The 24,759-nt window shown below is 63.7% G+C and carries 25 protein-coding genes; 16 read left to right on the top strand and 9 right to left on the bottom strand.

The genetic code is table 11. The features are described from left to right. Positions 1–22: 22 nt before the first annotated feature. Complete coding sequence (locus tag ACSVHC_RS13915) at positions 23–1,135, bottom strand: LLM class flavin-dependent oxidoreductase (protein ID WP_437774091.1); 1,113 nt, start codon at positions 1,133–1,135, stop codon at positions 23–25. A 97-nt stretch (positions 1,136–1,232) separates the two neighbouring features. Here ACSVHC_RS13915 and ACSVHC_RS13910 point away from each other — a divergent pair, with 97 nt between their 5' ends. Both ACSVHC_RS13910 and ACSVHC_RS13905 read left to right on the top strand, forming a co-directional pair. Beyond that, positions 1,233–1,721 (top strand): MarR family winged helix-turn-helix transcriptional regulator, encoded by a 489-nt coding sequence (locus ACSVHC_RS13910; RefSeq protein WP_439181025.1) that lies wholly within the window; start codon positions 1,233–1,235, stop codon positions 1,719–1,721. Between the two features lie 2 nt (positions 1,722–1,723). Next, positions 1,724–2,026, top strand: coding sequence for a (4Fe-4S)-binding protein (locus ACSVHC_RS13905; RefSeq protein WP_439181024.1), 303 nt, complete (start codon positions 1,724–1,726; stop codon positions 2,024–2,026). A gap of 141 nt (positions 2,027–2,167) precedes the next feature. On the opposite strand, the gene ACSVHC_RS13900 is transcribed toward ACSVHC_RS13905, so the two are convergent. The 5 genes from ACSVHC_RS13900 to ACSVHC_RS13880 all read right to left on the bottom strand — a co-directional run bounded on the left by ACSVHC_RS13900 (position 2,168) and on the right by ACSVHC_RS13880 (position 7,720). Then, entirely contained in the window at positions 2,168–3,568 is a 1,401-nt protein-coding gene (locus ACSVHC_RS13900) for an MFS transporter (RefSeq protein WP_437771483.1), read from the bottom strand. A 114-nt stretch (positions 3,569–3,682) separates the two neighbouring features. Then, complete coding sequence (locus tag ACSVHC_RS13895; RefSeq protein WP_437771484.1) at positions 3,683–4,342, bottom strand: GntR family transcriptional regulator; 660 nt, start codon at positions 4,340–4,342, stop codon at positions 3,683–3,685. A gap of 122 nt (positions 4,343–4,464) precedes the next feature. Beyond that, positions 4,465–5,472: a transketolase family protein gene (locus ACSVHC_RS13890; protein WP_439181023.1), complete on the bottom strand. Its 1,008-nt coding sequence runs from the start codon at positions 5,470–5,472 to the stop codon at positions 4,465–4,467. Further along, complete coding sequence (locus ACSVHC_RS13885) at positions 5,469–6,332, bottom strand: transketolase (RefSeq protein ID WP_437771486.1); 864 nt, start codon at positions 6,330–6,332, stop codon at positions 5,469–5,471. The genes ACSVHC_RS13890 and ACSVHC_RS13885 overlap by 4 nt, the downstream gene beginning before the upstream one ends. Before the next feature lie 50 nt (positions 6,333–6,382). Next, the gene (locus tag ACSVHC_RS13880) at positions 6,383–7,720 is read right to left on the bottom strand and encodes an MFS transporter (protein WP_439181022.1); all 1,338 of its coding nucleotides are present in this window, start codon (positions 7,718–7,720) and stop codon (positions 6,383–6,385) included. Between the two features lie 193 nt (positions 7,721–7,913). Between ACSVHC_RS13880 and ACSVHC_RS13875 the strand changes: the two genes are divergently transcribed. The 14 genes from ACSVHC_RS13875 (at position 7,914) to ACSVHC_RS13810 (ending at position 22,992) form a co-directional block, all read left to right on the top strand. Beyond that, on the top strand, positions 7,914–8,738 hold the full coding sequence (locus ACSVHC_RS13875) for a sugar phosphate isomerase/epimerase family protein (protein WP_437771488.1): 825 nt from the start codon (positions 7,914–7,916) through the stop codon (positions 8,736–8,738). 29 nt (positions 8,739–8,767) lie between these two features. Further along, the gene (locus ACSVHC_RS13870) at positions 8,768–9,544 is read left to right on the top strand and encodes an SDR family NAD(P)-dependent oxidoreductase (protein WP_437771489.1); all 777 of its coding nucleotides are present in this window, start codon (positions 8,768–8,770) and stop codon (positions 9,542–9,544) included. A 33-nt stretch (positions 9,545–9,577) separates the two neighbouring features. Next, positions 9,578–11,347 (top strand): dihydroxyacetone kinase family protein, encoded by a 1,770-nt coding sequence (locus tag ACSVHC_RS13865; protein ID WP_437771490.1) that lies wholly within the window; start codon positions 9,578–9,580, stop codon positions 11,345–11,347. Next, positions 11,344–11,835, top strand: a complete 492-nt coding sequence (locus tag ACSVHC_RS13860; RefSeq protein ID WP_437771491.1) for an RpiB/LacA/LacB family sugar-phosphate isomerase — start codon at positions 11,344–11,346, stop codon at positions 11,833–11,835. The genes ACSVHC_RS13865 and ACSVHC_RS13860 overlap by 4 nt, the downstream gene beginning before the upstream one ends. Positions 11,836–11,986: 151 nt before the next feature. Beyond that, on the top strand, positions 11,987–12,754 hold the full coding sequence (locus ACSVHC_RS13855; protein WP_437771492.1) for a type 1 glutamine amidotransferase domain-containing protein: 768 nt from the start codon (positions 11,987–11,989) through the stop codon (positions 12,752–12,754). Positions 12,755–12,967: 213 nt separating this feature from the next. After that, positions 12,968–13,993 carry a LacI family DNA-binding transcriptional regulator gene (locus ACSVHC_RS13850; RefSeq protein ID WP_437771493.1) on the top strand — a complete coding sequence of 342 codons (1,026 nt, stop codon included), beginning with the start codon at positions 12,968–12,970 and terminating at the stop codon, positions 13,991–13,993. Positions 13,994–14,101: 108 nt separating this feature from the next. Continuing rightward, positions 14,102–15,412, top strand: a complete 1,311-nt coding sequence (locus tag ACSVHC_RS13845; protein ID WP_437771494.1) for an extracellular solute-binding protein — start codon at positions 14,102–14,104, stop codon at positions 15,410–15,412. Between the two features lie 13 nt (positions 15,413–15,425). Further along, positions 15,426–16,388: a carbohydrate ABC transporter permease gene (locus tag ACSVHC_RS13840; protein ID WP_437771495.1), complete on the top strand. Its 963-nt coding sequence runs from the start codon at positions 15,426–15,428 to the stop codon at positions 16,386–16,388. Positions 16,389–16,617: 229 nt separating this feature from the next. Further along, positions 16,618–17,373 (top strand): carbohydrate ABC transporter permease, encoded by a 756-nt coding sequence (locus tag ACSVHC_RS13835; protein ID WP_234753454.1) that lies wholly within the window; start codon positions 16,618–16,620, stop codon positions 17,371–17,373. A 5-nt stretch (positions 17,374–17,378) separates the two neighbouring features. Next, entirely contained in the window at positions 17,379–18,461 is a 1,083-nt protein-coding gene (locus ACSVHC_RS13830) for a glycoside hydrolase family 130 protein (RefSeq protein ID WP_345447175.1), read from the top strand. Between the two features lie 94 nt (positions 18,462–18,555). Further along, a complete protein-coding gene (locus ACSVHC_RS13825; protein ID WP_437771496.1) occupies positions 18,556–20,640 on the top strand; it encodes a carbohydrate-binding protein in 2,085 nt (694 codons plus the stop codon). Positions 20,641–20,663: 23 nt separating this feature from the next. Continuing rightward, positions 20,664–21,740 carry a glycoside hydrolase family 130 protein gene (locus tag ACSVHC_RS13820; RefSeq protein WP_437771497.1) on the top strand — a complete coding sequence of 359 codons (1,077 nt, stop codon included), beginning with the start codon at positions 20,664–20,666 and terminating at the stop codon, positions 21,738–21,740. A 3-nt stretch (positions 21,741–21,743) separates the two neighbouring features. Then, positions 21,744–22,631 carry an N-acetylglucosamine kinase gene (locus ACSVHC_RS13815; RefSeq protein WP_437771498.1) on the top strand — a complete coding sequence of 296 codons (888 nt, stop codon included), beginning with the start codon at positions 21,744–21,746 and terminating at the stop codon, positions 22,629–22,631. Between the two features lie 148 nt (positions 22,632–22,779). Then, a complete protein-coding gene (locus ACSVHC_RS13810) occupies positions 22,780–22,992 on the top strand; it encodes a hypothetical protein (RefSeq protein ID WP_437771499.1) in 213 nt (70 codons plus the stop codon). Positions 22,993–23,086: 94 nt separating this feature from the next. On the opposite strand, the gene ACSVHC_RS13805 is transcribed toward ACSVHC_RS13810, so the two are convergent. The 3 genes from ACSVHC_RS13805 to ACSVHC_RS13795 are packed head-to-tail and all read right to left on the bottom strand — an operon-like array spanning position 23,087 to position 24,751. After that, the gene (locus ACSVHC_RS13805; RefSeq protein ID WP_437771500.1) at positions 23,087–23,584 is read right to left on the bottom strand and encodes an SRPBCC family protein; all 498 of its coding nucleotides are present in this window, start codon (positions 23,582–23,584) and stop codon (positions 23,087–23,089) included. Between the two features lie 13 nt (positions 23,585–23,597). Continuing rightward, the gene (locus ACSVHC_RS13800; protein WP_437771501.1) at positions 23,598–23,930 is read right to left on the bottom strand and encodes an ArsR/SmtB family transcription factor; all 333 of its coding nucleotides are present in this window, start codon (positions 23,928–23,930) and stop codon (positions 23,598–23,600) included. A gap of 56 nt (positions 23,931–23,986) precedes the next feature. After that, on the bottom strand, positions 23,987–24,751 hold the full coding sequence (locus tag ACSVHC_RS13795; RefSeq protein WP_437771502.1) for a formylglycine-generating enzyme family protein: 765 nt from the start codon (positions 24,749–24,751) through the stop codon (positions 23,987–23,989). Positions 24,752–24,759: the final 8 nt, after the last annotated feature.

Here is a 24,759-nt window from a genome sequence, read left to right as displayed (position 1 = left end):
AAATGCCGAGGTGGTGGTCAGTTCAGGTGTGGACGGCCTTGCCGCCCTTGACAATCTGCGCCGGTGTTCGGCCGGTGAGGTGCCAGTCGCCCGGATTCTCGGCGAGCAGCTCGCGGACACGCGGAGCGACCCTTTCGCCGAACAGGCGGATGCTGTGTTCGCGAGCCTGCCGGGGAAGGTGCAGCACGTCGTATTTGAGGTCGAAGCGGGACAGATGGTTAGCGCGCACGATCCCGGCGATCTTCTGCGCCACCGTCTCGAGAGATCCGACGTAGAGCGCGCCAGTGTCGACCTCTTCGGCGTATCGTTCGGCGGTCGGCGGGTAGAAGCCGCGTTCCTTGCTGACCTGTGTCACGACAGGCTGCCAATGCTTCCAGTGCACGTTCTTCGCTTCTTCGTCGGTGTCGGCGATGAAGCCGAGGGAATGCTGCGCGATCGGCAGCTCGGGGTGCCCGAATGATGAGAGCGCCCGCAGGTAGAGCTCGGCGTGCCCGGCGAAGCGCTCGGGGCGTCCGCCGATGATGGCCATCATGAGCGGAAGTCCGTGCCGCGCCGCGCGGATCACGGAGTCGGGGCTGCCGCCTATTCCGATCCACGCCGGGATCCCGCCATCGGGCATCCGCGGATGCAGACGTACGTTCTCGAGCGAGCTGCGGTACTTCCCGGACCAGGTCACGCGATCCTCCCGCAGGAGACGGAGGAACAGATCGAGCTTCTCCTCGAAGATCTCCTCGTAGTCGGCGATGTCGTAACCGAACAGCTGGAACGACTCGATCGCGGATGCCCGGCCGAGGACGAGCTGCGTGCGGCCGCCGGAGATCCCGTCGACGGTTGCGAACTCCTGATACAGGCGCACCGGATCCTGCGTCGAGAGCACGGTGACCGAGGTGCCGAGGTGGATGCTGGAGGTAGCCTGTGCGGCGGCCGCCAACAGCACCGGGGTGGCCGAGTCGACCATGCCCTCCCGATAGTGCTCGCCGACGCTGAAAACGTCCAGACCGACAGCCTCTGCCAGCTGCGCCTCCTCGATGAGTAGACGCAGCGTCTCGGCATCCGACATCACGCGGCCTGCGTCGGTTGAGATGTCGCCGAACGAGTTCAGCCCGAACTCAAGATCATCGATCTGAACAACCATCACGTCCCCGGCCCTTCTCGTCGCCCCGGACCTTCCGGATTGACGTGTCAATACCCCGAACAACGCTATAGTTGACGTATCAATTCCCGGAGGTGAGATGGGCTACGCGAAACACCGCACGATGCCGACTCCCGTGCAGTTGCGGATCTGGCGGGACTACATCGAGACGGCCGAGGCGCTGCGCGCACGCCTCACGGGTCGCCTACAGAACGAGTCGTCCCTGTCGTCAGGGGACTACCAGGTGCTGCTCGCCCTCAGCGAGGCGGAACATCACACGATCCGGTCATCGGAGCTCGCTGCCATGATCGGCTGGGAACGCAGCCGCCTGTCGCATCACCTGGGCCGCATGGAGAAGCGGCAGCTCATCCGACGGATCCCCTGCGCAGACGCCGTGCACGGCGTCGATGTGATGGCCACCGATCCGGGGCTGGAGCTATTCCGTGCCGGATCGGTCCCGCATTTGCGCGCCGTGAAGGAAATCTTCATCGACGCACTGTCCCCGGAGCAGCTCACACAGGTCGAGGACATCGCAATCGTCCTGCGCCGACATCTTGGCCTCGATTCCGAGGTCGGAACAAGGGAGTAAACATGAACGAGATGAATCAGGGCGATCAACCGCCTCAACGCGAGTCTATTGCGATCCGCGAGTATCGTGCCCCCGGCATCGTCGTGACCTGGGAACCTGCTCGTTGCCGGCACGCGGCCGAATGCATCCGCGGGCTTCCACAGGTGTTCAACCGTGACGTACGGCCGTGGATCGATGCCAGCCGTGCCAGCGTTGACGAACTGGTCGAGGTGATCGACCGGTGCCCCAGCTACGCACTGGGATACCACGCCGCCGACGGCCGGATACGGACACCGTCTGGGGAAGGCGACACCTCCGCCACATAGTCGTACGATCGCGACCGACCACGACGTCTGTTTGTTGTTCCGATCTCGGCGATCTATCGAAGAATATGAGTCAATACAAGGAATCTTTTATATTGACTCATATTTCTTTATGGACTTGCTCAAGAGTCCAGTTAAGTCTCCCTAGTCTTTGACCGCGCCCGGCGAGTGGATGAAGAGGCTGGCGAACGCGGTGAGCAGGAGCAGCGACGCCGCGATGATGAAGCTGGTCTGCATCCCGTGGACGAAGTTGCTGCGATCGGCGATGAGGGCGCCGAAGACTGCGATGGCGACGGCGCCGCCCACTTGGCGGAATGTATTGAAGACTGCGCTGGCCGTGCCCGCTTTTTCGCTCGGCACGCTCGCGAGCACGACGGCGGTGACCTGCGGCATCGCGATCGATCCACCGGAGCCCGTCAAAATCAGGAAGGCACCGACGAGTAGCGGCGATCCCAGCGGCGCCGTGAGAAGCATCCCGGTGAGTCCCACCACCATGGACGTCAAACCGACGACCACCGGCACCCGCGTGCCGAAGCGGTTCGAGAGGGTCCCGCTGACGATGTTGCCGACGATGCTGAACGCCGCGGAAGGAAGGAACGTGAACCCTGCCTGAAGGGGTGTAAGCCCGAGGTGCTGTTGAAGGAAGAGACTGACAACAAAGACGGTGCCGAAGTGGCCCACCATGAACGCGAAACCGACCGAGAGCGAGATTCTCATGCCGGTGGAGCGAAACAGCTCAAGCGGCATCATTGGGTGCCGTCCGCGCGCCTCGATGAAAAGGAAAACCGCGAGGCTAACTCCTGCAAGCACCAGGCTGCCGATGACGGGCACCGTGCCGAAGCCCTCGGTTCCTCCCGTGATGAGGCCGTACATCAACGCGGTCAGGGCAACGATCGCCGCGGCCTGGCCTGCCCAGTCGAACGGCGCCGGCCGCCGCGGGGATGCGGCAACGGAAGCCAGGAGCACCAGCATCGCAATGCAGACGGGAAGGTTTATCCCGAACACGAGCCGCCAGTCCAGCGTGGTGAGGAGGCCGCCGACAAGCGGTCCCACGGCTCCGGCGACTGCACCGCCGACCGCCCAGATCCCGAGGGCATGTGCGCGGCGGCGGGGATCCGGAAAGGCCTGCCGGATCAGCGCCATCGACGCCGGCAGCATCATCGATGCCGCACCTCCTTGGAGGAAGCGGGCGGCAATGAGGACCCCCGACGTCGGCGCGAGTGCGCACGCGACGGACGCGACAAGGAAGAGTGCGATTCCCCATCCCAGCGCCCTTTTCGCGCCGATCCGATCCGAGAGGTTCCCGGCGAACAGCAACAACGCGGCGAACATCAGCGTGTAGCCGTCGATCACCCATTGCAGGCCGGCTGTGCCGCCCCCGAGTTCCTTGCCGATGCTGGTAAGCGCCACATTGACGATCAGGATGTCGAGGGTGATCAGGAAGAACCCCAGGGACGCAATGATGAGCGTGAGCCGTGCCCGTGGCGCATCGGCCATGGCCGAGGGCGGAACCGGAACCGGCAAAGTCGTTTCGGGACGAGTCATGAATTAAGGAAACAGCCCACGAAGGACATGAGGGAGTCTCTATCTTGAGGGGTAATGGCAGTGACCCCCACGGAGGTGCAGTTACCGCGAAAGTTGAGCGCCGCCGTCGGGCGCTTACGCCACCAGCTCCGCAGCAGCGCTGTCCATGTGCTCGAGGATGGTCTTGCGCGCCAGGGATGCATCCCCCGTCTCGATGGCGGCCACGATGTCGTGGTGCCGCTCGACGCTCATGTTCTTGACGCCCTTTTCCAGTCCGGCGAACATGATGGACATCCGGATGGACCCCTCCAGCGACTCCCAGGAATGGAGCAGGGTTTCGTTGCCGGTGAGACGGCACATGGTGCGGTGGAATTCCAGATCGGACTCGATCCGTTCCTCGAGGCTTCCCTTGGCCGCGGCCGCCATGGCGTCGATGGCGGAGCGCAGCGAGGTGATCACTTGTTGGCGGTCCGGCAACTCGCAGAGCGTACGCGCGGCGAGGGATTCCAAAGCGGCCCGCACCGAGTAGATGTCGCGGATTTCCTTGGCATCGAGGTGGCGGACGGAGAGCCGGCCGCGCGGACCAGCGGACAGCAGGCCCTCCTGCTCAAGTTGTCGCAAGGCTTCCCGGAGCGTTCCGCGGCTGATCTGGAGCATGTCCGACAGCTCGGTTTCCACCAAGTGCCGTCCAGGTTCCAACTCGCCGCTCGTGATGGCGGTACGCAGTGCGGAGAGCGCCTGCTCGCGGAGGCTCTTCTTTTCCAGTCCCAGAAGGGGTGCTGTTGCTCCGGCCATCTTGTCCGTCCTCAATGTCAGTGGTCGACTGTTTACAGTCGGTGTGTTAACTGTTGATCTTACGGCAGGAGCGCGGAACCGGCGCACGCCTGCTCCGCGCTCCCGCCAAGGAATTTTCAGGGTCAGCCGAGTTCCGCGAGGACCTTTGCCACGATCCGCTGCACGGACAATCCGTAGCGCTCGTGCAGGGTAGGCAGCGCGCCGGCGTCGAGGAACTCGTCGGGAAGCGCCACGGGCACCACGCGCTTGCCCAGCCCGGCCGTGACCACGGCGGAGGCCACAGTTTCGAACAAGCCGCCCACCACGCTGTGGTTCTCCAGCGTGACGGCCAGACGGTCGGTGTTCAGTTCCGCCAGGACGGTGGCGGCGTCGAACGGTTTGATGGTGGGCGCGTGCACGACGGCGACATCCACCTTGTGCGCGGCGAGCGCCTCCGCTGCCTGCAGGGCGCGCATGGTCATCAGCCCGCTGGAGACGAACACAACGTCGTTGCCACCCCGAAGCACTTTCGCCTTGCCGAGTTCGAACGTGTAGTCGTACTCGTCCAGCACCGTGGGGACGTTGCCGCGAAGGAGGCGCAGGTACGTGGGTCCGTCGCTGGCGGCCAGTTGTGGCACTGCTTGTTCGATGTCCACGGAGTCGCATGGATCGACGATTGTCAGATTCGGCATGCCGCGGAATATCGCCATGTCCTCCGTGGCCTGGTGGCTCGGGCCGTAGCCCGTGGTGAGGCCCGGGAGTCCGCCCACGATGTTCACGTTGAGGTTCGGCTCGGCGATGTCGAGGCACAGGAAGTCGTAGGCCCGGCGCGCGGCGAACACCGAATAGGTCGAGGCGAACGGCACCAAGCCGGTCTCGGCCAAGCCTGCGGCCGCACCGAAGAGCAACTGCTCAGCCATGCCCATCTGGAAAAACCGCTCCGGGAACACCTTCGCGAAGATATGCATGTCCGTGTACTTGCCCAGGTCGGCGGTGAGCCCGACGATTCGCGGGTCAGCCTCGGCGGCCTTCACCAACGCGTGCCCAAAAGGCGCGGAAGAAGTCTTCTGGCCCGGGTCCGCGAAGGACGCGATCATGGCCGACGTTTTCAGCTTGGGGGCTGGGCCCTTCGAAGCGGTGACGGTGCTCATCGGCCGGCCTTCCCGTTGGATCCTGCGGTCAGTTGCTTACGGCAGAGCTGCCATTCGTGTTCTTCGATGCGCATGAAGTGCGCCTTTTCACGTTCCTCAAGCAGCGGCACGCCGCGCCCCACTTTCGTGTCGCACAGGATGACGGAAGGACGCCCGACGGCGGCGGCCTGGGCGGCTGCGTTGTCGAACGCCGCCAGCAACGCACCGACGTCGTTCCCGTCCACCCGCTGCGTGTACCAGCCGAAGGCTTCCCACTTCTCCGTCACGGGTTCGGTCCGGAGGACGGTGTCCGTCTTGCCATCCGCCTGGAGGGCGTTGATGTCCACCATGGCGGTCAGGTTCCCCAATTGGTGGTGGTGCGCGCCCATAGCGGCTTCCCACGTGGACCCTTCATCAAGCTCACCGTCGGAGAGGAAGTTGTACACCCTCGCGCTGGAGCCCTCTCCCGATTGAGCGCGGTACCGGAGGCCAAGGGCAATTCCGACAGCGATGGAGAGCCCGTGGCCAAGCGACCCTCCCGAGATTTCCATGCCCGGCGTGTATGTCGACATCCCGGACATGGGGAGGCGGGAATCGTCCGAGCCGTAGCTTTCGAGCTCCTCGACGGGAATGATTCCGGCCTCCGCCAGGGCTGCATAGTGGCCGATTGCGTAATGGCCCGTGGAGAGGAGGAAGCGGTCCCGGCCCTCCCATTCGGGATCGTTGGCATGGTAGCGGAGCTGGTCCGCGTAGACCGCGGCGAGCATGTCCGCCGCACCGAGTGCCTGTCCGACGTAGCCCTGCCCCTGGACTTCGCCCATGTTGAGGGCGTGGTGCCGGATCCGGGTTGCGGCTGCGCGCACGCGTTCGATGCGTTCCATCGCGGTTTCTCCGATTCGTCCTGCCGTGTATTGTTCCTGCGCCACCGTCATTAGACATTCACCGGCTGGGGAGTGCTTTTGGTGGCCTCATCGGCCAACTGGCGTTCCTTCTTGCCCCAGGTTTCTCGGGTAGCCAATGCAGCCCAGAGGCCGATCGCGGCGTACAGGCCGAAGAGCACGGCCGGGCCCATCCATCCCAGGGCGACGAAGAGCAGGGTGGTGATGAAGGGGGTGAAGCCGGAGATCGTGGCCGAGATCTGGTAGGCCAGTGAAGCGCCGGAGGCACGGGTCTTCGCTTGGAACAACTCGGGGAACCAGGCGCCCTGGGCGCCGGCGAGGGAGTTCTGGCAGACGCCGTAGGAGACGGCGATCGTGGCAATGACGAAGATGAACATACCGGTGTTGACGAGCAGGAACATCGGGATGGCAAAGAGGACCGCAAAGGCGCAGGACCAGATGTAGACGGGACGCCGTCCGATCCTGTCCGTCAGTCGCGCCCAGGCCTGGGTTGCGAAGATGCCGATGGCCGAAGCGATGCAGAGGGCTACCAGGGTCTGGGTCTTATCGGCCAAGTGCTGGCTGTTCAGGTAGGAAATCATGTACGTGATAGAGACGGCGTAGCCTGCGGTCTCGGCAATGCGGAGGCCGATTCCCTTGACGATGTTGCGCCAGTCGGTCTTCAGGACCTCCACGATGGGCGACTTCACGATTGCGCCGCTCTCCTTGACTTCGTCGAAGACCGGGGATTCCGGGACCTTGGAGCGGATGATCAAGCCGACGACAACCAACACCATGCTGGCGAGGAACGGAATGCGCCAGGCGAGTTCGCCGCCGAGTTGGACGCTGACAAGGAACGTCAGGTTGGCCAGCAGGAGTCCCACGGGGAATCCGGCCTGGACGATGCCCGTGTACTTTCCCTTCTTCTTCCACGGTGCGTGCTCGTAGCTCATCAGGATTGCACCACCCCACTCGGCTCCGAAGGCAAGGCCTTGGACGATGCGGACGAACACGAGCAGTGCCGGCGCCAGGAGGCCCACTTGGCTGTAGGTGGGAAGAAGGCCGATCAGGAAGGTGGCCACGCCCATCAGGATCAACGAGGCTACGAGGACGGGCTTGCGTCCCAGTTTGTCACCAAGGTGGCCGCCAATGATGCCGCCGATAGGACGGGCAGCGAAGCCGACGCCGAGGGTCGCGAAAGCGGCGAGGGTTCCGGTCACGGGATCGCCCGTGGGGAAGAAGGCCGTTCCGAAGTACAGGGCAGCCGCGGTGCCGAAACCGATGAAGTCATAGGTTTCGATGACTGCACCCACACCGGAGCCGATGGCGACGCGTCGGGCGTCCTTGGTGCCGTGGACCGGACCGCGCATGGTCAGAGCTTCTTTGCTCATTGGTGAATCCCTTTCGAAGAGCGACTGAGGCTAGGAGCTTCAGCACTGTCGACTGTTAACACATGATATGCCAGTGTGACCTGCATCATCTACTTCTGTCAACAGTCAACTTCAAGGGTTGACTGTTGACAGTTAACTTAGATACTGTGGTTCCCATCACTACTGCCTTCGGGCACGACTGGAGGAAACGAAGATGTTCAACTCCCGACTCGGTTGCTCGTCCATCAGCTTCCGGCACCAGGATCTACCCACGGCATTGCGCACCATCAATGGCCTGGGCTTTGAGGAAATCGACCTCGGCGCACTGCCGGGCGTCTGCGATCACGTCCCCTATGAGCTTGATTCCGACGCCGTCGCGGCCGTTACCGCGGAGGTCGCCGCCTCCGGGTTGCGGGTCCGCTCAGTCAACGGCGATATAGGCGACCTCAACGCAGTGCTCGACGCCGGCCAGCGCGCCGCCCGCCAGAGTCACCTCGATGCCCTGCTCACCCTTACCGCCAACACCGGCGCGAAAGCCCTCGTCCTCCCGTGCGGCGCCTTGGGACACGATCCGGTCCTCAGCCTCGATGAGGACCTGGACACCATCGCAGCGCAGCTCATCGGTGCCGGGCAGCGCGCGGCGGAATTCGGCGTCGAACTGTGGACCGAATCCCTGCACTTCCTCCGTTTCTGCTGGAACCTGGAACGCGCCGAACAGCTCGCCGCGCGGCTGGCGGGCTCCGGCGTCGGGATTGTCATGGACTTCAGCCACATCGTCGCCGCAGGCGACGACCCGCTCGAGTACATCGAACGCCATCGCGGCCGGATAGCACATGTCCACCTGCGGGACGCGGTAGCGGGCAACATCAACCTCAGCATCGGAAACGGCCACGCGGACTTCGCCGCCGGACTCAGCTCGCTCGCAGCCACCGGCTACAGCGGTCATTTCTCGCTCGAGCTCGAAACCCGCGACGTCACCCACGACGAACGCCCGGCAGCGGCCGCCAAAGCCGCCAGCTTCATCACAGACCTCATCTGACTTTCACAACAACAAACCCAAGGAGCATCATGACCAGCACCATCCAGCGCACCGCCGTCCTCACCGGGGCAACCTCGGACCGGGGCATCGGCATCACCACCGCACGCCGCTACGCCAGTAACGGCTGGGCCGTGGTGATCCTGGACCTCGACGGCGAGAAGTCCGCCAAGGTCGCAGCGGAAATCGGCAACCAGTTCAACGTCCCTGCGTTCGGTTACGAGATCGACGTCGCCAACGAAGCCTCCGTCAACGCGGCGTACAACGCAGTCGCCGCGGAAATCAGCGCCGGCACCCTTCCCGCCGTCGGCGCCCTCGCCAACATCGCGGGCATCACCTCCCCCGTGCCGTTCCTTGAAACCACGCTGGAACTTTGGCACAAGATCATGGACGTGAACGCCACCGGCACCTACTTGGTGACCAAGGCTTTCCTGCCTGACATGATCGCCAGCGGCTGGGGCCGCATCGTCAACATGTCCTCCGTCTCCGCCCAGCGCGGCGGCGGCGTTTTCGGCAAGGTCCCCTACTCCGCAGCAAAGGCAGCCATCCTCGGCTTCACCAAGGCACTGGCGCGCGAAATCGGCGCAACCGGCGTCACCGTGAACGCCATCACTCCGGGCGCCGTGGACACCAACATCCGCGTCGGCAGCACCGACGAGCAGGAAGCCGCCATCAACGCAGGCATCCCGCTGGGCCGCAACGCCACCACCGAGGAAATCGCCGCTGTCATCACCTTCCTGTCTTCCGAGGAATCCGCCTACCTCACAGGCACCACCATCGACATCAACGGTGGAAGCCACATCCACTAGCAGTCCCCGCATCCGTAGCCGAAAGAGCCCACGATGACCAAAATCTTCAACGATCCCGCCGAATTCGCAGACGAAGCCCTCGCCGGTTTCTGCGACCTCCACTCCGGCCTGGTGCGCCAGGTTCCCGGCGGCGCAGTGCGCCGCCACCGTCCCGAGCAGCCCAAGGTCGCAGTACTGGCCGGCGGCGGTTCCGGGCACTACCCGGCTTTCGCCGGACTCATCGGCGCGGGACTGGCCGACGGCGCCGTCGTGGGCAACATCTTCACCTCGCCGTCCGCACAACAGGCTTACTCGGTGGCCAAGGCTGCTGACAGCGGCGCCGGAGTGGTGTTCACTTACGGCAACTACGCCGGGGACGTCTTGAACTTCGGCATGGCCAGCGAGCGCTTGGCTGCGGAAGGCATTGCAGTGGAAAACGTGCTGGTGACGGACGACATTGCGAGCGCGCCGCCGTCGGAATCCGCCAAACGCCGCGGCATCGCGGGCGACTTCACGGTCTTCAAGATCATGGGCGCCGCCGCCGAAGCGGGGGCCGGGCTGGCCGACGTCGTGCGCTTAGGCCGCAAGGCCAATAGCCTCACCCGAACCATCGGCAGCGCCTTCCACGGCTGCACCTTCCCCGGCGCCGACGCGCCGCTGTTCACGCTCAAGGACAAGCAGATGGGACTCGGCCTGGGCATCCACGGCGAGCCCGGATTGTTCGACACCGACCTTCCGCCGGCCAAGGATCTCGGCCAGGAGCTCGTTGCGCGGCTGTTGGCGGAAACCCCGCACGGAGCGGGCAACCGCATCGCGGTCATCCTCAATGGACTCGGCTCCACGAAGCACGAAGAACTCTTCGTCCTGTGGCTGACCGTGGCTCCTTTGCTGCGCGCAGCCGGGTACACCTTGGTCATGCCGGAGGTCGGTGAACTGGTCACGAGCCTGGACATGTCCGGCGTCTCCCTCACCATCACCTGGCTCGACGAGGAACTCGAACCACTCTGGACGGCGCCCGCCGAAACGCCCGCTTACCGGCGCGGCAACGCTTCGCTGTTGACCGGTGGCCAGCTTACGGAGGAAGCGTTGGACGGCGGCCCTGTCGCCATAGAGTTTTCGGCCACCCTGGACTCACGCGACTATGCCGCGAGCTGCGCGGACGCGCTCGAGGCTGCCCGGAAAGCACTGCACGACGCCGAATCGCACCTTGGCGACATGGACGCGGTAGCGGGCGACGGCGACCACGGCCGCGGGATGGTCCGCGGAATCGACGCCGCCACTGCGGCAGCCGCGGAGGCCCTGGCCAATGGTGCCGGAGCCGGCGATATGCTGGCAGCCGCAGGCGACGCCTGGGCGGATAAAGCCGGCGGAACGTCGGGCGTCCTGTGGGGCGCGGGCCTCCGGGCATTCGGCGAATCGCTTGGCAATGACGAGGCACCGGAACCGGCTGAACTTGCAGCGGCCGTGACGGCGTTCGCTGCACGGATCACTGATCTGGGCAAGGCCGAGATCGGCGACAAGACCATGGTGGATGCCCTGCTCCCCTTCGCCGAAACCTTCAGCAAGCGCGCCTCCGAGGGTGTCCTTCTGGATGTTGCCTGGGCTGAAGCTGCCGCAGCGGCCACATCGGCTGCGCAAGCCACGGCCTCGCTCCGTCCGCTCAAAGGACGGGCCCGGCCGCTCGCCGAGAAGAGCGTGGGCACAGCCGACCCCGGAGCCACGTCGCTGGCAATGATCTTTACGGTCATGGGCCCGCACCTTGTCCGCCCTGAGAACGCGGGCACCGCGTCTACTACCGGCAAGCACGCCGGAGCCATCGCATGACCACGAAAGGACAGACCTTGGGTTTCCGACTCATCCTGGGCGCCGATGAAGCAGGCGTGGACTACAAAGACCGGATCATGGCGGACCTGCGGAACGATCCCCGGGTCAGCGAAATCATCGATATCGGCGTCAACCGCAGCGACTCCCCGGAGGACTTCACCACGCCATACCCTTACGTCGGGATCAAGGCTGGTGAACTCATCCGGGACGGCCATGCAGACCGGGCCATCCTGTTCTGCGGGACTGGAATCGGCGTGGCCATCGCAGCGAACAAAGTGGACGGAATCCGCGCCACCACGGCCCACGATTCCTTCTCCGTGGAGCGTTCCATCCTGTCCAACGATTGCCAGGTGCTCACCATGGGCCAACGCGTCGTCGGGGTGGAACTAGCCAGCAGGTTGGCACGTGAATGGCTCGGTTACGCCTTCGACCCGGCCTCGGCGTCGGCCGACAAGGTCAAGGTGCTCACGGAGCTCGAGGGCTGCTGATTCCCGTCCCCCGGTCCCAACTAGCTCGCAATTGTTGTCGTTTTGAGCCCTCATAACGACAACAACTGCTAGTTAGTTGGGTGCCACAGCGCCGTGGGTGGGCCTGAATTTGGGCTAGGCGTAGGGTGGATGGGGACGATAGGAGCATCTCATGAAGAAAATCCTCATGGTACTGACCAGCGTTTCCGAGCTCGGCGATACGGGAAAGAAGACCGGCTACAACGTGGCCGAGGCTGCACATCCGTGGAAGGTCTTCAAGGATTCCGGACACTTCGTCGACTTCGCGTCCATCAAGGGCGGCCAGCCGCCGCAGGACGAAGTGGACCCGCAGGATCCCATCCAGGTCGCCTTCACGACCGACGAGACTACCCGCGCCGGTCTCTACAACACGGCCCGCGTGGACGTCGTTGATGCGGGCCAGTACGACGCAGTCTTCCTCGTGGGAGGCCACGGCACAATGTGGGACTTCCCGGACAGCGAAGGCCTGCAGAACCTGGTTGCGAGCGTCTACGATGCCGGTGGAGTGGTTGGCGCCGTCTGCCACGGACCGGCGGGTTTGGTGAACGTGGACCTGGCCGACGGGTTCCGGCTCGTCGGGGGCCGGGAAGTGGCGGCCTTCACCAACGACGAAGAAGTTGCCGCGGGCATGGACAAGGTCATCCCGTTCTTCCTGGCCGACCGGCTCAAGGAACAGGGCGCGATCCACGTGTTCGCCGACGTCTTCGCAGAGAAGGTCGCTGTCTCCGAGCGGTTGGTGACCGGGCAGAACCCAGCCTCCGCCGCCGGCGTTGCGAAAGAGATGGAGAAGCTCCTGGCGGTGGTCATCCGCCAGGAAAAGGCCGAGGAACAGCACGAGTCCGAGGCCCTTCGCGCAGAAAAGGACGCCAAAAAGGCTGCTGCGGCAGACTCAGAGCACTAACGCCTGCAGCTTATTGATACTGGCGGCCGCCCCGATGACGGGGCGGCCGCCATTTTCGTCGGAGCTGCCGCCAGTGTCGGCGGCCGCCTGGAAACGACCCGCGAATACCCACCAATTTCATGTTTGCTCTTGACAATGACCTCCTGAACCGGTTCAGTAGAGATAACAAAACCGGTTCAGTGATCCCAATCACCAAGTGGCAATGAGGCAGACATGACAGTGACCATCAACGACGTTGCGCAGGCAGCCGGCGTGAGCAAGGGTGCCGTCTCGTACGCGTTGAATGGGCAGCCCGGCGTCAGCGATGACACCCGGGAGCGCATTCTCAGGGTGGCCCGGGAACTGGGGTGGAAGCCGAATCTTCGCGCCAAGAGCCTGTCGTCGGCCAAAGCTTTCGCCGTCGGGCTCGTGGTGGCAAGGGACCCCCGGCTTTTGGGAACGGACCCCTTCTTCCCCGCGTTCATCGCCGGGATCGAGACCACGTTGGTTGAGCACGAATACGTCTTGGTCCTCACGGTCGCCGCCAGCGCCGACGCCGAGGAACTGGGTTATCGGAAGCTGGCCGCCGACAGCCGCGTGGACGGCGTCATCCTTACGGATATGAGGGTTGACGACTCCCGGATCGCTTTGTTGAAGAGCCTCAAGATTCCGGCCGTCACCCTCAATCGGCCCGAAACCCCCTCGCCGTTCCCTGCTGTCTGCATGGACGATACCGAAGGCATCGCGGCCGCCGTCGAACACCTCGTTTCGCTGGGACACACCAGAATCGGGCACGTGGGCGGACCGCAGAGTTACATTCACGGCCGAAGCCGGCGCTTGGCTTGGCAAAATGCCATGTCGAAAGCGGGGCTCGAGGCCGGTTCCTTCGTTGAGGCGGACTTCACAGCAGCCGGCGGACTGGCGGCTACTGCGGAACTGCTTCGCTCGGCCCAGCGGCCCACAGCGATCATCTACGCGAACGACCTGATGGCCACTGCCGGACAGTCCTACGCCCAGTCCCTCGGACTGGCTGTTCCTGGTGATTTATCCATCACCGGCTACGACGACACAGAGCTCGCCAGGTACCTCAACCCTCCGTTGACCACGGTCCCGGCCGATCCGCTGCTCTGGGGCCGTGTTGCAGCCCAGCAGTTACTGAGCCTCCTGGGCGGAGCTCCCGCGGAAGACGTCTATCTGCCCTCCCCGAAGCTGGTAGTCCGCGCCTCCACAGGCCCTGCCCCCGGCATGCCGAACAACTAATCCCTACGAATACCGATTTACCCGCAATTGGGTGGGGCTATTTGCCATTCCCGTTTGAAGGCAATGTCGCCGCCGCATTTTCAGTTTTCACCCGCAAAAGGAGTTGCAATGAAGCACGGAAAAATTAGTTCGAGAGTCCTCTCCCTTACCGCCATCGCCGTTATCGGTGCCGGCCTGGCCGCATGCGGTGGAGGCGCCTCCAGCGGCACAGCTTCTGGAGCGAACGCTGCCACCACGGCCAAGGGTCCCATCAAGATCTGGTACTCCAACAACGAGTTCGAGGTGAAATGGGGCAAGGATATGGTGGCCTCATGGAACGCTGCCCACCCGGACCAGCAGGTCGATGCTCAGGAAATCCCGGCAGGCAAGAGCTCCGAAGAGGTCATCGGGGCAGCAATTACCGCCGGCAATGCTCCCTGCCTGGTCTTCAACACGGCCCCGGTAGCTGTTCCGCAGTTCCAGAAGCAGGGTGGCCTGGTCCCGTTGGACTCCTTCCCGGATGGCGCCCAGTACATCAAGGACCGCACCGGCGATCTCGCCAACCAGTACAAGTCATCCGACGGCAAGACATACCAGCTTCCCTGGAAGTCCAACCCGGTGGTCCTCTTCTACAACAAGGACCTCTTCGCGAAGGCCGGACTGGACCCGGCAAACCCCAAGCTTGCCACGCAGTCCGAGTTCCTGGACACTGCCCGCACCCTTGTGAAGTCCGGCGCGGTTGCCAACGCCGTGTGGCCTTCGCCTACGAGCGACTTCTACCAGCCCTGGTTCGACTTCTACCCGTTCTATGCCGCCAGTTCGGGTGGCACAACCCTGCTTAAGGATGGCAAGTCCACCTTTGACAGCGATCAAGGCAAGCAGGTCGCCACGATGTTCCAGACCCTCTACAAGGAGAACCTGGCTTCCAAGGAAGCGTACAAGGGGGACTCCTTCGCTGACGGAAAGGCCGCCATGTCCCTCGCGGGCCCCTGGGCCGTCGCCGCTTACAAGGGCAAGGTGAACTGGGGCACGGTCCCGGTCCCGGGTACCCAAGCCCAGACCAACGGCTCCACCTTCTCTGACGCCAAGAACATCGCCATGTACTCCGCGTGCAAGAACCAGGGCACAGCGTGGGAGGTCATGAAGTTCGCCACCAGCAAGGAACAAGACGGCAAGCTCCTCTCCGGCACCGGCCAGATGCCGATGCGCAAGGACTTGCCCACCACGTACGCGGACTACTTCAGCCAGAACCCGGCCTACAAGACCTTCGCCGACGAAGCCGCACGCACCGTGGAAGTCCCCAACGTCTCCAACTCAGTCCAGATCTGGCAGACCTTCCGTGACGCTTGGAGCAAGTCCGTGATCTTCGGCAACCAGAGCATCGACGACGCTTTCAAGGGTGCTTCTGACAAAATCAACCAACTGGCAGCCCAGAAGTAGCAGGCGAATCCCCATGTCACTTCGCTCAGCTGGGGGTCCCGCTACGGGAGACACTGCCGGGCGGACCGTGGACCAGCGGCAGGCGCCCAGGAAACGCAAGAACTTCCTGGGCCGCCAGCCTCTGGGACTGCTGTTCAGCGCCCCCTACGTCATCTTCGTCCTTGGAGTGCTGGCATATCCCCTGGGGTACGCCGTCTACATCTCCTTCCATCAGTTCTTCTTCACCGCTCCGGGCGTCCAGGTTGACCGGCCCTTCGTAGGGTTGGACAACTACATCAACGTCCTGTCCGATCCGGAAGTACAGCGTTCCTTCGCCAATATCGGCGTCTTCCTGATCATCAACGTGCCGCTGACGGTGGGTCTGTCCCTGGTCCTGGCCAACGCTTTGAACCGCGTGACACGGCTCAAGACCTTCTTCCGGGTCAGCTACTACGTCCCGTACGTCACGGCGAGCGTCGCCGTCGTCGGGGTCTGGCTGTTCCTGTTCCAGCAGAACGGGCTGGTCAACGCCATTCTGGGGCCGCTGGCCCCGAACCCCTCGTGGTTGACGAACTCCTGGCTGGCAATGCCAACGGTTGCTTTGTACGTGACCTGGAAGCAATTGGGATTCTTCATCCTGCTCTACCTGGCCGCGCTGCAGAACATCCCGGACGAGCTGTACGAGTCTGCCTCGGTGGACGGCGGAAACAAATGGGTCCAGTTCTGGAACATCACCGTTCCGGGAGTGCGCTCGGCCAGCGTGCTGGTGACCTTGCTCGCCACCATCACCGGAGCGAACCTGTTCACCGAGCCCTATCTGCTCACAGGCGGAGGCGGGCCGGACGGCGCCTCGACCTCGCCGGTGTTCCTGATGTACCAGAAGGGAATCCTTCAGGGGAATCCCGATGTGGCAGCAGCGCTGGGTGTGGTGCTGGTGATCGGCGTGTTGCTGATCGCCCTGATCCAGAAACGCCTCGTAGGCGGGAAGGAGGACTGACGTGTCGATTTTCAATAAAGCGCCTCTCAGGAACGACGACGACGACGCCCGCCGGCCACGTGCCGGCGCTTCCGAAGGAAGGGCCTCCGAAGCTGCTTCCAGTGCTGACGCACCGGGATCCGAGGCCTCCCGAAAGGGCAGTTCCGTGGCGAAGCGCAAGAATCTGGGGGTGGGCAGCTTCTTGCTTCTGGCCCTTGGAGCCTTCGTCTTCCTCTTCCCGTTTTACTACATGTTCATCGGCTCGCTGCAGACTTCCCCGGACACTTCGGTGGGCGGAGCGTTCCCTAGCCCGGCAAACATCACCGGCGAGAACTACAGCAACATCAACAACTCGATCGACCTGCTGAAAGGCCTGGTCAACTCGGGTGTTTTCACCGGCGGCGTCATCTTCTTCACAGTGGTGTTCGGGCTCCTGGTGGGCTACGCGCTCGCCCAGATGCAATTCCGCGGTAAAGGGTTTGTCTTCGGGATGATGCTGCTGGTGCAGATGATTCCGTTCCAGCTCCTGCTCATCCCGCTGTACGTCATGATCGTGCGGGACTACGGGCTCGCGGACACGTACCTGGGCATGATCCTGCCGTTCGCGATCAATTCCACCGCAGTGTTCGTCTTCCGTCAGTACTTCATGCAGCTGCCCTCCACCTTGTTCGAGGCCGCCCGCATCGACGGAGCCAGTGAACTGAGGATCCTCTGGCAGATCGCGATCCCCTTGGTCCGGCCTGCCATTGTCACGGCAGTCCTGCTGACTTTCATCGGCCCGTGGAATGAGTTCCTGTGGCCGTTCCTCGTCACCAAGGACCAAGCCATTCAGCCTCTCGCCGTCTCGCTGGCGAACTACATCTCGAACATCGCCGCCACGGCATCCAACCCGTTTGGCGCCATCCTTGCCGGTGCCTGCGTTCTCGCGGCCCCCGCCGTCGCGCTGTTCATCTTCTTCCAGCGCCAATTCATTTCCACCAATATCGGATCAAGCGTAAAGGGCTAAGCTCTATGACTTCCTCAACTTCAGCACTCCCCACCGTCCCGTTCACCCTCACCCGCGCCGGCGTCATCATGACCCCGGAGGACGGGAACGAATTCGAAGCCGAAGGCGTCCTCAACCCGGCCAGCGGCCGCGGACCCGACGGCGAGCTGTACCTCCTGCCGCGCCTCGTGGCCAAGGGCAATGTCTCCCGCGTCGGGCTCGCCAAGGTGATCATCGGCGACGACGGCGTCCCGTCCGGCGTCGAACGCCAGGGCGTTGTCCTGGCACCGGACGAAGGGTGGGAACGGGGCCTCAACAACGCGGGAACGGAAGATCCCCGCGTCACCTGGGTACCGTCCCTCGGCCGCCACCTGATGACCTATGTTGCCTACGGACCGCTGGGTCCCCGCCTGGCCTTCGCCCATTCCGAAGACCTGCGCACCTGGGACCGCCTGGGGCCCTGCCATTTCGAGTACCAGGCGGACTTGTCCATGGACTTGAACTTGTTCGCCAACAAGGACGCTGTGTTCTTCCCGGAACCGGTCAACGATCCCGACGGCGTTCCCTCCTACGCTTTGCTGCACCGCCCCATGTGGGACCTTGGGTGGATCCGCGAGGGCGAAGGCGAGCACCTGCCGGCCGGCCTCGATGACAACCGCCCGGGTATCTGGATTTCCTACGTCGCAGTTGCCGACGTCGAGAAGGACATCCGCAACCTCGTCCACATGCGCAAGCACAAGCTCGTGGCCCTGAGCGAGTTCCCCTTCGAAGAACTCAAGATCGGCGGCGGACCGGCACCGATCCGCGTCGACGAGGGCTGGCTCCTGATCTACCACGGCGTCTCCGGGTCGATGGAAAAGTCCGCCTTCGACCACCAGCAGAACGTCAACTACACAGCCGCTGCGATGATCCTCGACAGTGACGATCCCTCCATCGTGATCGCCCGCAGCGACAAGCCGCTCCTGGCACCGGAAACGGAAGACGAGATCTCAGGCATCGTCCCCAACGTCGTTTTCCCCACGGCAATAGAGAAGATCGGCGAGCAGTTGTTCGTCTTCTATGGCATGGCTGATTCGAAGATCGGCGTGGCACGCCTGGACCGCGCCTAAAAGCGGTACCACGCCAAGGACCGGTCCGCGCCTTAGGCAGCACCCCGGCTTCAGTAGTCCAGCCCTTGTTCTTCCACGCCCCTAGGAGTTCGACATGACACCTCCCCTTGTTTATGCACGACTGAAATCCACCCCGGTCGCAGTTGTTGCAACGCTGTCGATGCTCCTGGCCGGGGCGGGGGTTGCCTCAGCGACGCAGCCGGTTCCGGCTGCTGCGTCGCAGGCGCCGGCCACGGCGTCCCAGGCGCCGCTGACCAATCTGTCCCACCTGAATTTCCTGCTGGACACCGTTCCTCTTCACGCTGTGGATGGCCACACGACGTACCAGATCGGTGAACACCCCGCGGCACAGGCACCGTGGACGTATGCCAACAAGAATGCTGACGGAAGCTATACGCGGGTAGGAGGAGGTTCCAAGGACGCAACCACGGGTTACTGGAGCCAAGGGGCCTTCAACGCGGACGACATCGCCCGCACCGCCGTCGTCTACTTGCGCCACTGGCAGCAGACCGGTGACGCCTCGAGCCGCACCCGTGCCTTCGACATGCTGCGCGAGCTGACGTATTTGCAGACAATCTCCGGCCCCAACGCCGGAAACGTGGTCTTGTGGCAGCAAGCGGATGGCACACTGACGCCGAGTGCCAAGCCGGTAGAGCTTCCTGACCCCAGCGATTCAGCCGAGTCCTACTGGCTTGCCCGGACCGTGTGGGCGCTGGGCGAAGGGTATGCCGCGTTCAAGTCTGCCGATCCCCAGTTCGCCGCGTTCCTGCAGTCCAGGCTGGACCTCGCCGTCGGGTCCCTGAACAAGCAGTCCCTCGCCAAGTACGGGAAGTACGACATTGCCGACGGCGCCAAGGTCCCTGCCTGGCTCATCACCGGAGGGGCGGATGCCTCGGCGGAAGCCGTGCTCGGACTCTCCGCCTACTCGAAGGCAGCGCCCGACGACGGCGCTGCCGCTACCGCGCTGAGCCAGCTCACCGAAGGTGTCGCCGGTATGTCCTCAGGATCGGTTCAGCAGTGGCCCTTCGGCGCGATTCTTCCGTGGAACCAGTCCCGAACCCTGTGGCACGCTTGGGGCGGAATGGCCGCGGCCGCCGTCGCGAATGCGTCCCCGGTACTGCATCGGCCTGATCTGCTGACTGCCGCCGTGAAGGACTCCGCCCAATTCACTCCGCAGCTCCTCGCCGCGGGCGGACCGGACAATGCCTGGAGCCCGACCCCGGGTGAGGCACAGATAGCCTACGGCGTGGACTCACGAGTCGAAGGACTCGTGGCGACCGCCAAGGCTGCGAATGCTCCGGGCCTGCTGGACGTCGCGGCGGTTGCTGCGGGCTGGTACTTCGGTGCGAACCGCAGTGGAAAGCCCGCCTATAACCCGGCAACAGGCACCGCGATCGACGGCATCGAAACCGACGGCCGCGTCAACCCCAACTCCGGGGCGGAATCCACCATTCACACGTTGTTGTCCATGCTCGCTCTGGATGCCAATCCAGAGCTCAAGGCCAAGGCCCTGGGGATCAGCAGCACCGTGGGGACGGACGGACTCAAGGTGGCCGAAGCCGAAACCGGGACCATCACCGGCGGCGCAGTCGTCAAGCCTGCCTCCGCATGGACCGGTGAGGCGAACTGGTCAGGCGGCGCGTACGTTGCCCTCAACGCGGGCGGCACCCTGAAGATCACGGTCCCGGTCTCGGACCAGGGACGGAATGCGTACCCGATCGTGAACCAGCGCCCCGAAGCCGCCGGAACCACGTCGTGGACATCCGGGAGCACTTTCCTCGGCACCACGCCCAACGGTGGCGCCGGCGAGCAAGGTATCACGGCGGCTCCGGGCAAGCTCTTCCCGTTCTCCCTTGACCACGCAATTCCGGCAGGGCAGGACAGCTTGATGGCCAAGGCCGGAAGCGACGTGTCGATCGACGGTGTGCTGCTGCAGCCGCAGATTTCCTCGGTTTCCGTCTCCGGCTCCGGAGGCCAATCGACCCTGTACATCAGCGCGGCGTCGGGAAGCACCGATCGAAAAGTGGACGTGCCCCAAGGGTTCCATTTGAGCCAGCAGGCCTTTGACGCTTCCGGCCAGCCCGTCACACCAGGTCCAGATCAGAACGGCGCAGACCACTCCGGCCGCGTCACTGTAGCCCCGGGTGGGTTCACCTGGGTGACCCTGGTCCGCAACTAGCAGCTATCCCCATAGGAAGAACCATGCAGAAAATCACCAAAGAAGCCCTGCTCCACAGCTACGAGGGAGCACTCACGTTCAGCAATCCGCTGACCGACACCATTTCCACCGACCAGTTTTCCGCCGAGTACCCTGAGCACCCGGAATGGGCAGTGGGCCCGTTCCGCAAGGACGATTCCCTGACGTTCCGGCAAGTCCAGGACTGGGCCGATCCCACCGGCATCGGTTGGACTGCGGATTCAATCTTCAATCCCTCCGTCATGGAGCGCGACGGCAAACTCTACCTTTTCTACCGTGCATCCCCGCGGAAGGAATCGGTCTCGAGCCGTATCGGCGTCGCGGTCTACGATCCGGAAACCGGTTGGCAGGACAGCCCTTCCAATCCCGTGATCTACCCCACCCAGGACAATGAGATCCTTGGCTGCGAAGACCCCAAGGTGTACCAGGCCAATGGCCGCTACTACATGTTCTACAACGGGATCTGGACGATCGACCGCAGCGAAGAGCAGGCCGGCCAGGACCCGGATGTCTATCCCCTTGGCGACGTCGGCTGCGACATCAATGTCGCGGTGTCCGACGACCTGATCCATTGGGAAAAGCTCGGCCTGGCCGTCCCCTACGAGGTTTCGCGGTTCTGGGCCAAGGGGGCCGTCATCCCCCGAAACGCCCAGGGCGACGCCGTCAAGATCGGTGGCCACTACCTGATGTACCTGTCCGAGGGCTGCGGCGGAACCACCCATGTGGGGCGGTCCGCCGACATGGTGAACTGGACGTTTGAACCGCAGGAATACCTGGACCTTGGGCCGCTGGGCGGCTCACTGCACGAAGTGGCCTGCGCCATTGTCGACGACGGCGGCACCGGGGGCGACGGCGGCAAGCTCGTGCTCGACTTCTTCTACGGCGACGCAGACGGCCAATTCTCCGCCGCGCAGGCGCTCTATGACGTGAAGCAGCCGTTCACACAGAAAGCGGTGCACAGGGGTGGATCGCTGGCTTGGGGCGGACTTCTCAAGTTCGGCGGAAGCTGGATGTTCGCCCAAGGCTGGGATGCCCCTTCGGGATCGCGTGAGATGTACTTCTACCGCGCAGACCAGGGCTAAGCAGTGGCACACCCCGGCATGATCGGCGCCGTCGTAGGTCTGGACATCGGAGGTTCGAAGACGCGCGGCATCAAATGGCTGAATGGCACCGCCGTTGCCGATACTTCCGGCGGTAGCGCCAATGTCCAGAACGTGAGCCGCGCCCAAGCCCGCACCAACCTGGAGGGTGTCTTCGCCACCCTCCAGGGCGGGTCCGTTGCGCGGGTGGTGGTTGGTTCCGGAGGGATCGACACCGCCGAAGACGCGAACGCACTGAAGGAACTGATCCAGCCGTTGGCTCCCGACGCCGTCGTCTCCGTTGTCCATGACACGCGCCTTCTGCTGGCTGCCGCAGGATTCAACACAGGAATCGCAGTGATCGCCGGCACCGGATCGGCGGCCTGGGGCACCAATGGCGTGGACCAAGCGCGTGCGGGCGGCTGGGGTTACTTGCTTGGCGATGAAGGCAGCGGTTACTGGTTCGGTCGTGAAGCGGTGAGGTACAGCCTCGAACGCATGAACAACGGGCTACGCCCGGACGAGTTGACGAAAGCTCTTGTGAAATCGTGTGGACTCCTCGGCCCGGAGGGTTTGATTGCCCTCTTCCATGGAGACGCGGGGCGCGAGTTTTGGGCTTCCAAATCTCCGATTGTCTTCGAGTGCGCGGCCTCGGGGCATACCGCCTCCTTGGACATGATCCTCCAGGCAGGCGCCGATCTTGCCTCGTTGGCGGCGAAATGCGCTGGGCAACTGAACATCGAGGGGCCCATTGTCCTCGGTGGAGGCCTCGGGATGAACCAGCCCACCTTGCAGACAGCCATGCGGATAGCCCTTGCCGCTCGGGGCCTTCACACTTTGCAGGTCCTCAATCAGGATCCGGTCTTCGGCGCACTGCAGCTAGCATCCGGCTAGGCGCCGCTGTGATGAGTCTCACTAGCAACAAACGCCGTTCTGGCTTGAGCAGTCCGCGTCTCGCTGTGCACTATGGAAAAGCTGTACGGCGGCTTTCGCACTGGCGCGATAGCCGGATATCCGGATTCATGAATGGAAGCACTGAACAATGACGTTTGAAACTGCCGACTCCGTAACCCTCAAGATTTGGGACCGCTCAACCACCCACCACACGCTGGACGCGCTGGTGCACGACTTCTCGATGCGCCACAACACTTCCAAGGCCGGCATTGCGGTCACCTGCAGCGGGCCCAACACCTTCACTGTCAGCCTGAACGGCAGCGCGGCCAAGGCCACCTCCTTCGACGCGCAGTCCCTGTAAACAGCGGACCTTTCAGGCGCAAAGCGACGACGACGGCGGGAGTCACCTCCCGCCGTCGTTCGCGTCTCCCGCGTTCTCCGTAGGGAGTGGCGGGTCAGGCGCGCGAGTGCTCGGAAAGGAGCGCGTCGATCTGGCCGGCCGCCTCCTTCATTCCCTCTTCCATACCCATGTCGATCATCTTCTTCATCTGCTCTTCTGATTCGAAGATGGAGAGGATCGTCATGCGCGTGCGGTCGCCGATCTCCTCGAGGGTCACGGTCGCGTGGCCGGCACCTATCTCCTCGACGGGTGCGCCATTTTCGTCGGCAAAACCGTCGTCGAACTCCAGCCTGTTCGGAGCCTGGACGGACGTGATCCGCCACCAGCCGCGGGGTTTTTCGCCGTCGGGGCCGGTCATGTAATAGCTGGCCATCCCGCCCGGCTCGAACTCGTACTGCTCGAACGTGGCTGGCCACGTGGGTGGACCCCACCAGCGTTCGAGCTGGCGCGGGTCTTCCCAGATTTGCCAGACCTGTTCGGGGCTGGCATCGAACTCAGCGACGAGGGTCAAGGTCAACGCTTCGGGATTCTTAGTGGAACTGATAACCGTCATTACGGAACCCTTCCTATTTTCCGGCGAGGATGTCTGCGATCCGATCGACGCGCTGCCGCCAGATCGCCTCGTACTCATCGAGCAGCTGGCGGGCTTTCTGCAAGCCATCATGGTTGCCCCGCACGATCTGCTCCCTTCCACGCTTCTCCTTCGTTATGAGGGACGCGCGCTCCAACACCGCCACGTGCTTCTGGACGGCGGCGAAACTCATGGCGTAGAGGGCGGCCAAGCCGGACACTGAGTACTCCCCGATAGTCACCCGCCGGACGATATCCCGGCGCGTGGGGTCGGCAAGAGCCTGGAACAGGCGGTCAAGTTCGGTTTCGCTGAGCTGATCTACAACCATTTGGTTGTAGGATATTCCGATGACTGAGGGGTGTCAACGGGCATGGATACTTCGCACTAGTCGAACTTCAGCGGAGTCCAACCGAACGGAATCGGGCCGCGTACCCGTGCCCGCTCGCGGTCGGATTCGGCGGACCAACCCTGCGCCGAGCTTGCAGCCGGAACACCACAGGCGCCGCGCGCCACCCGGAAACCCACATCTTCCAGGACGGCATCGGGAGCGCTGCCCCGCCGTACCGACGCACGCACATTCCAGGCTTCGTCAGCCCAGCCACCGCCGCGAAATATCCTGTAGTCGCCGTATCTCGCCGGGTCCGCATAGTCCCAGCACCACTCCCAGACATTGCCGAGCATGTCGTAGGCACCGAACTCGTTGGGTTTCTTGAGTCCGGCCTCGACGGCTGCCGCGGCTCCGTCCTTCGCGGTCCATGCAATCTCGTCGAGCGGACCATAGTGCGGACCGCCTGAACCTGCGCGGCAAGCGTATTCCCATTCCGCCTCGGTGGGTAGCCTGTAACCGTTGGCCGCGACGTTCCATTCGACGCTTCGTCCGGTGCGGGCATATGCCGGGCTGAGCCCTTCGGCTCCCGAGGCCGCATTGCACCAATCGATTGCATCAAACCAAGTGACTCCGTGTGCTGGCGCCCGTGGATGGTCCGCCAGCTCACGCCCGGCAATTGCAGCCAACTCTGCCCCCGTTACTGCTGTTCTTCCAATCTCGAAGGCAACAAGGTCCACCAGATCGGTGCGGCCGCTGCGAGCGTCCCGGAGTTGAATCTGCCCACCAGGCAGGCTGAGGAGCTGTGGCGGCTTGATGTCCATGGGATCCA

Origin of the sequence: Arthrobacter sp. KNU-44, assembly GCF_051843155.1 — a bacterium.
Classification (GTDB): domain Bacteria; phylum Actinomycetota; class Actinomycetes; order Actinomycetales; family Micrococcaceae; genus Arthrobacter.
This window is presented reverse-complemented; position numbering and strand designations above follow the sequence as displayed.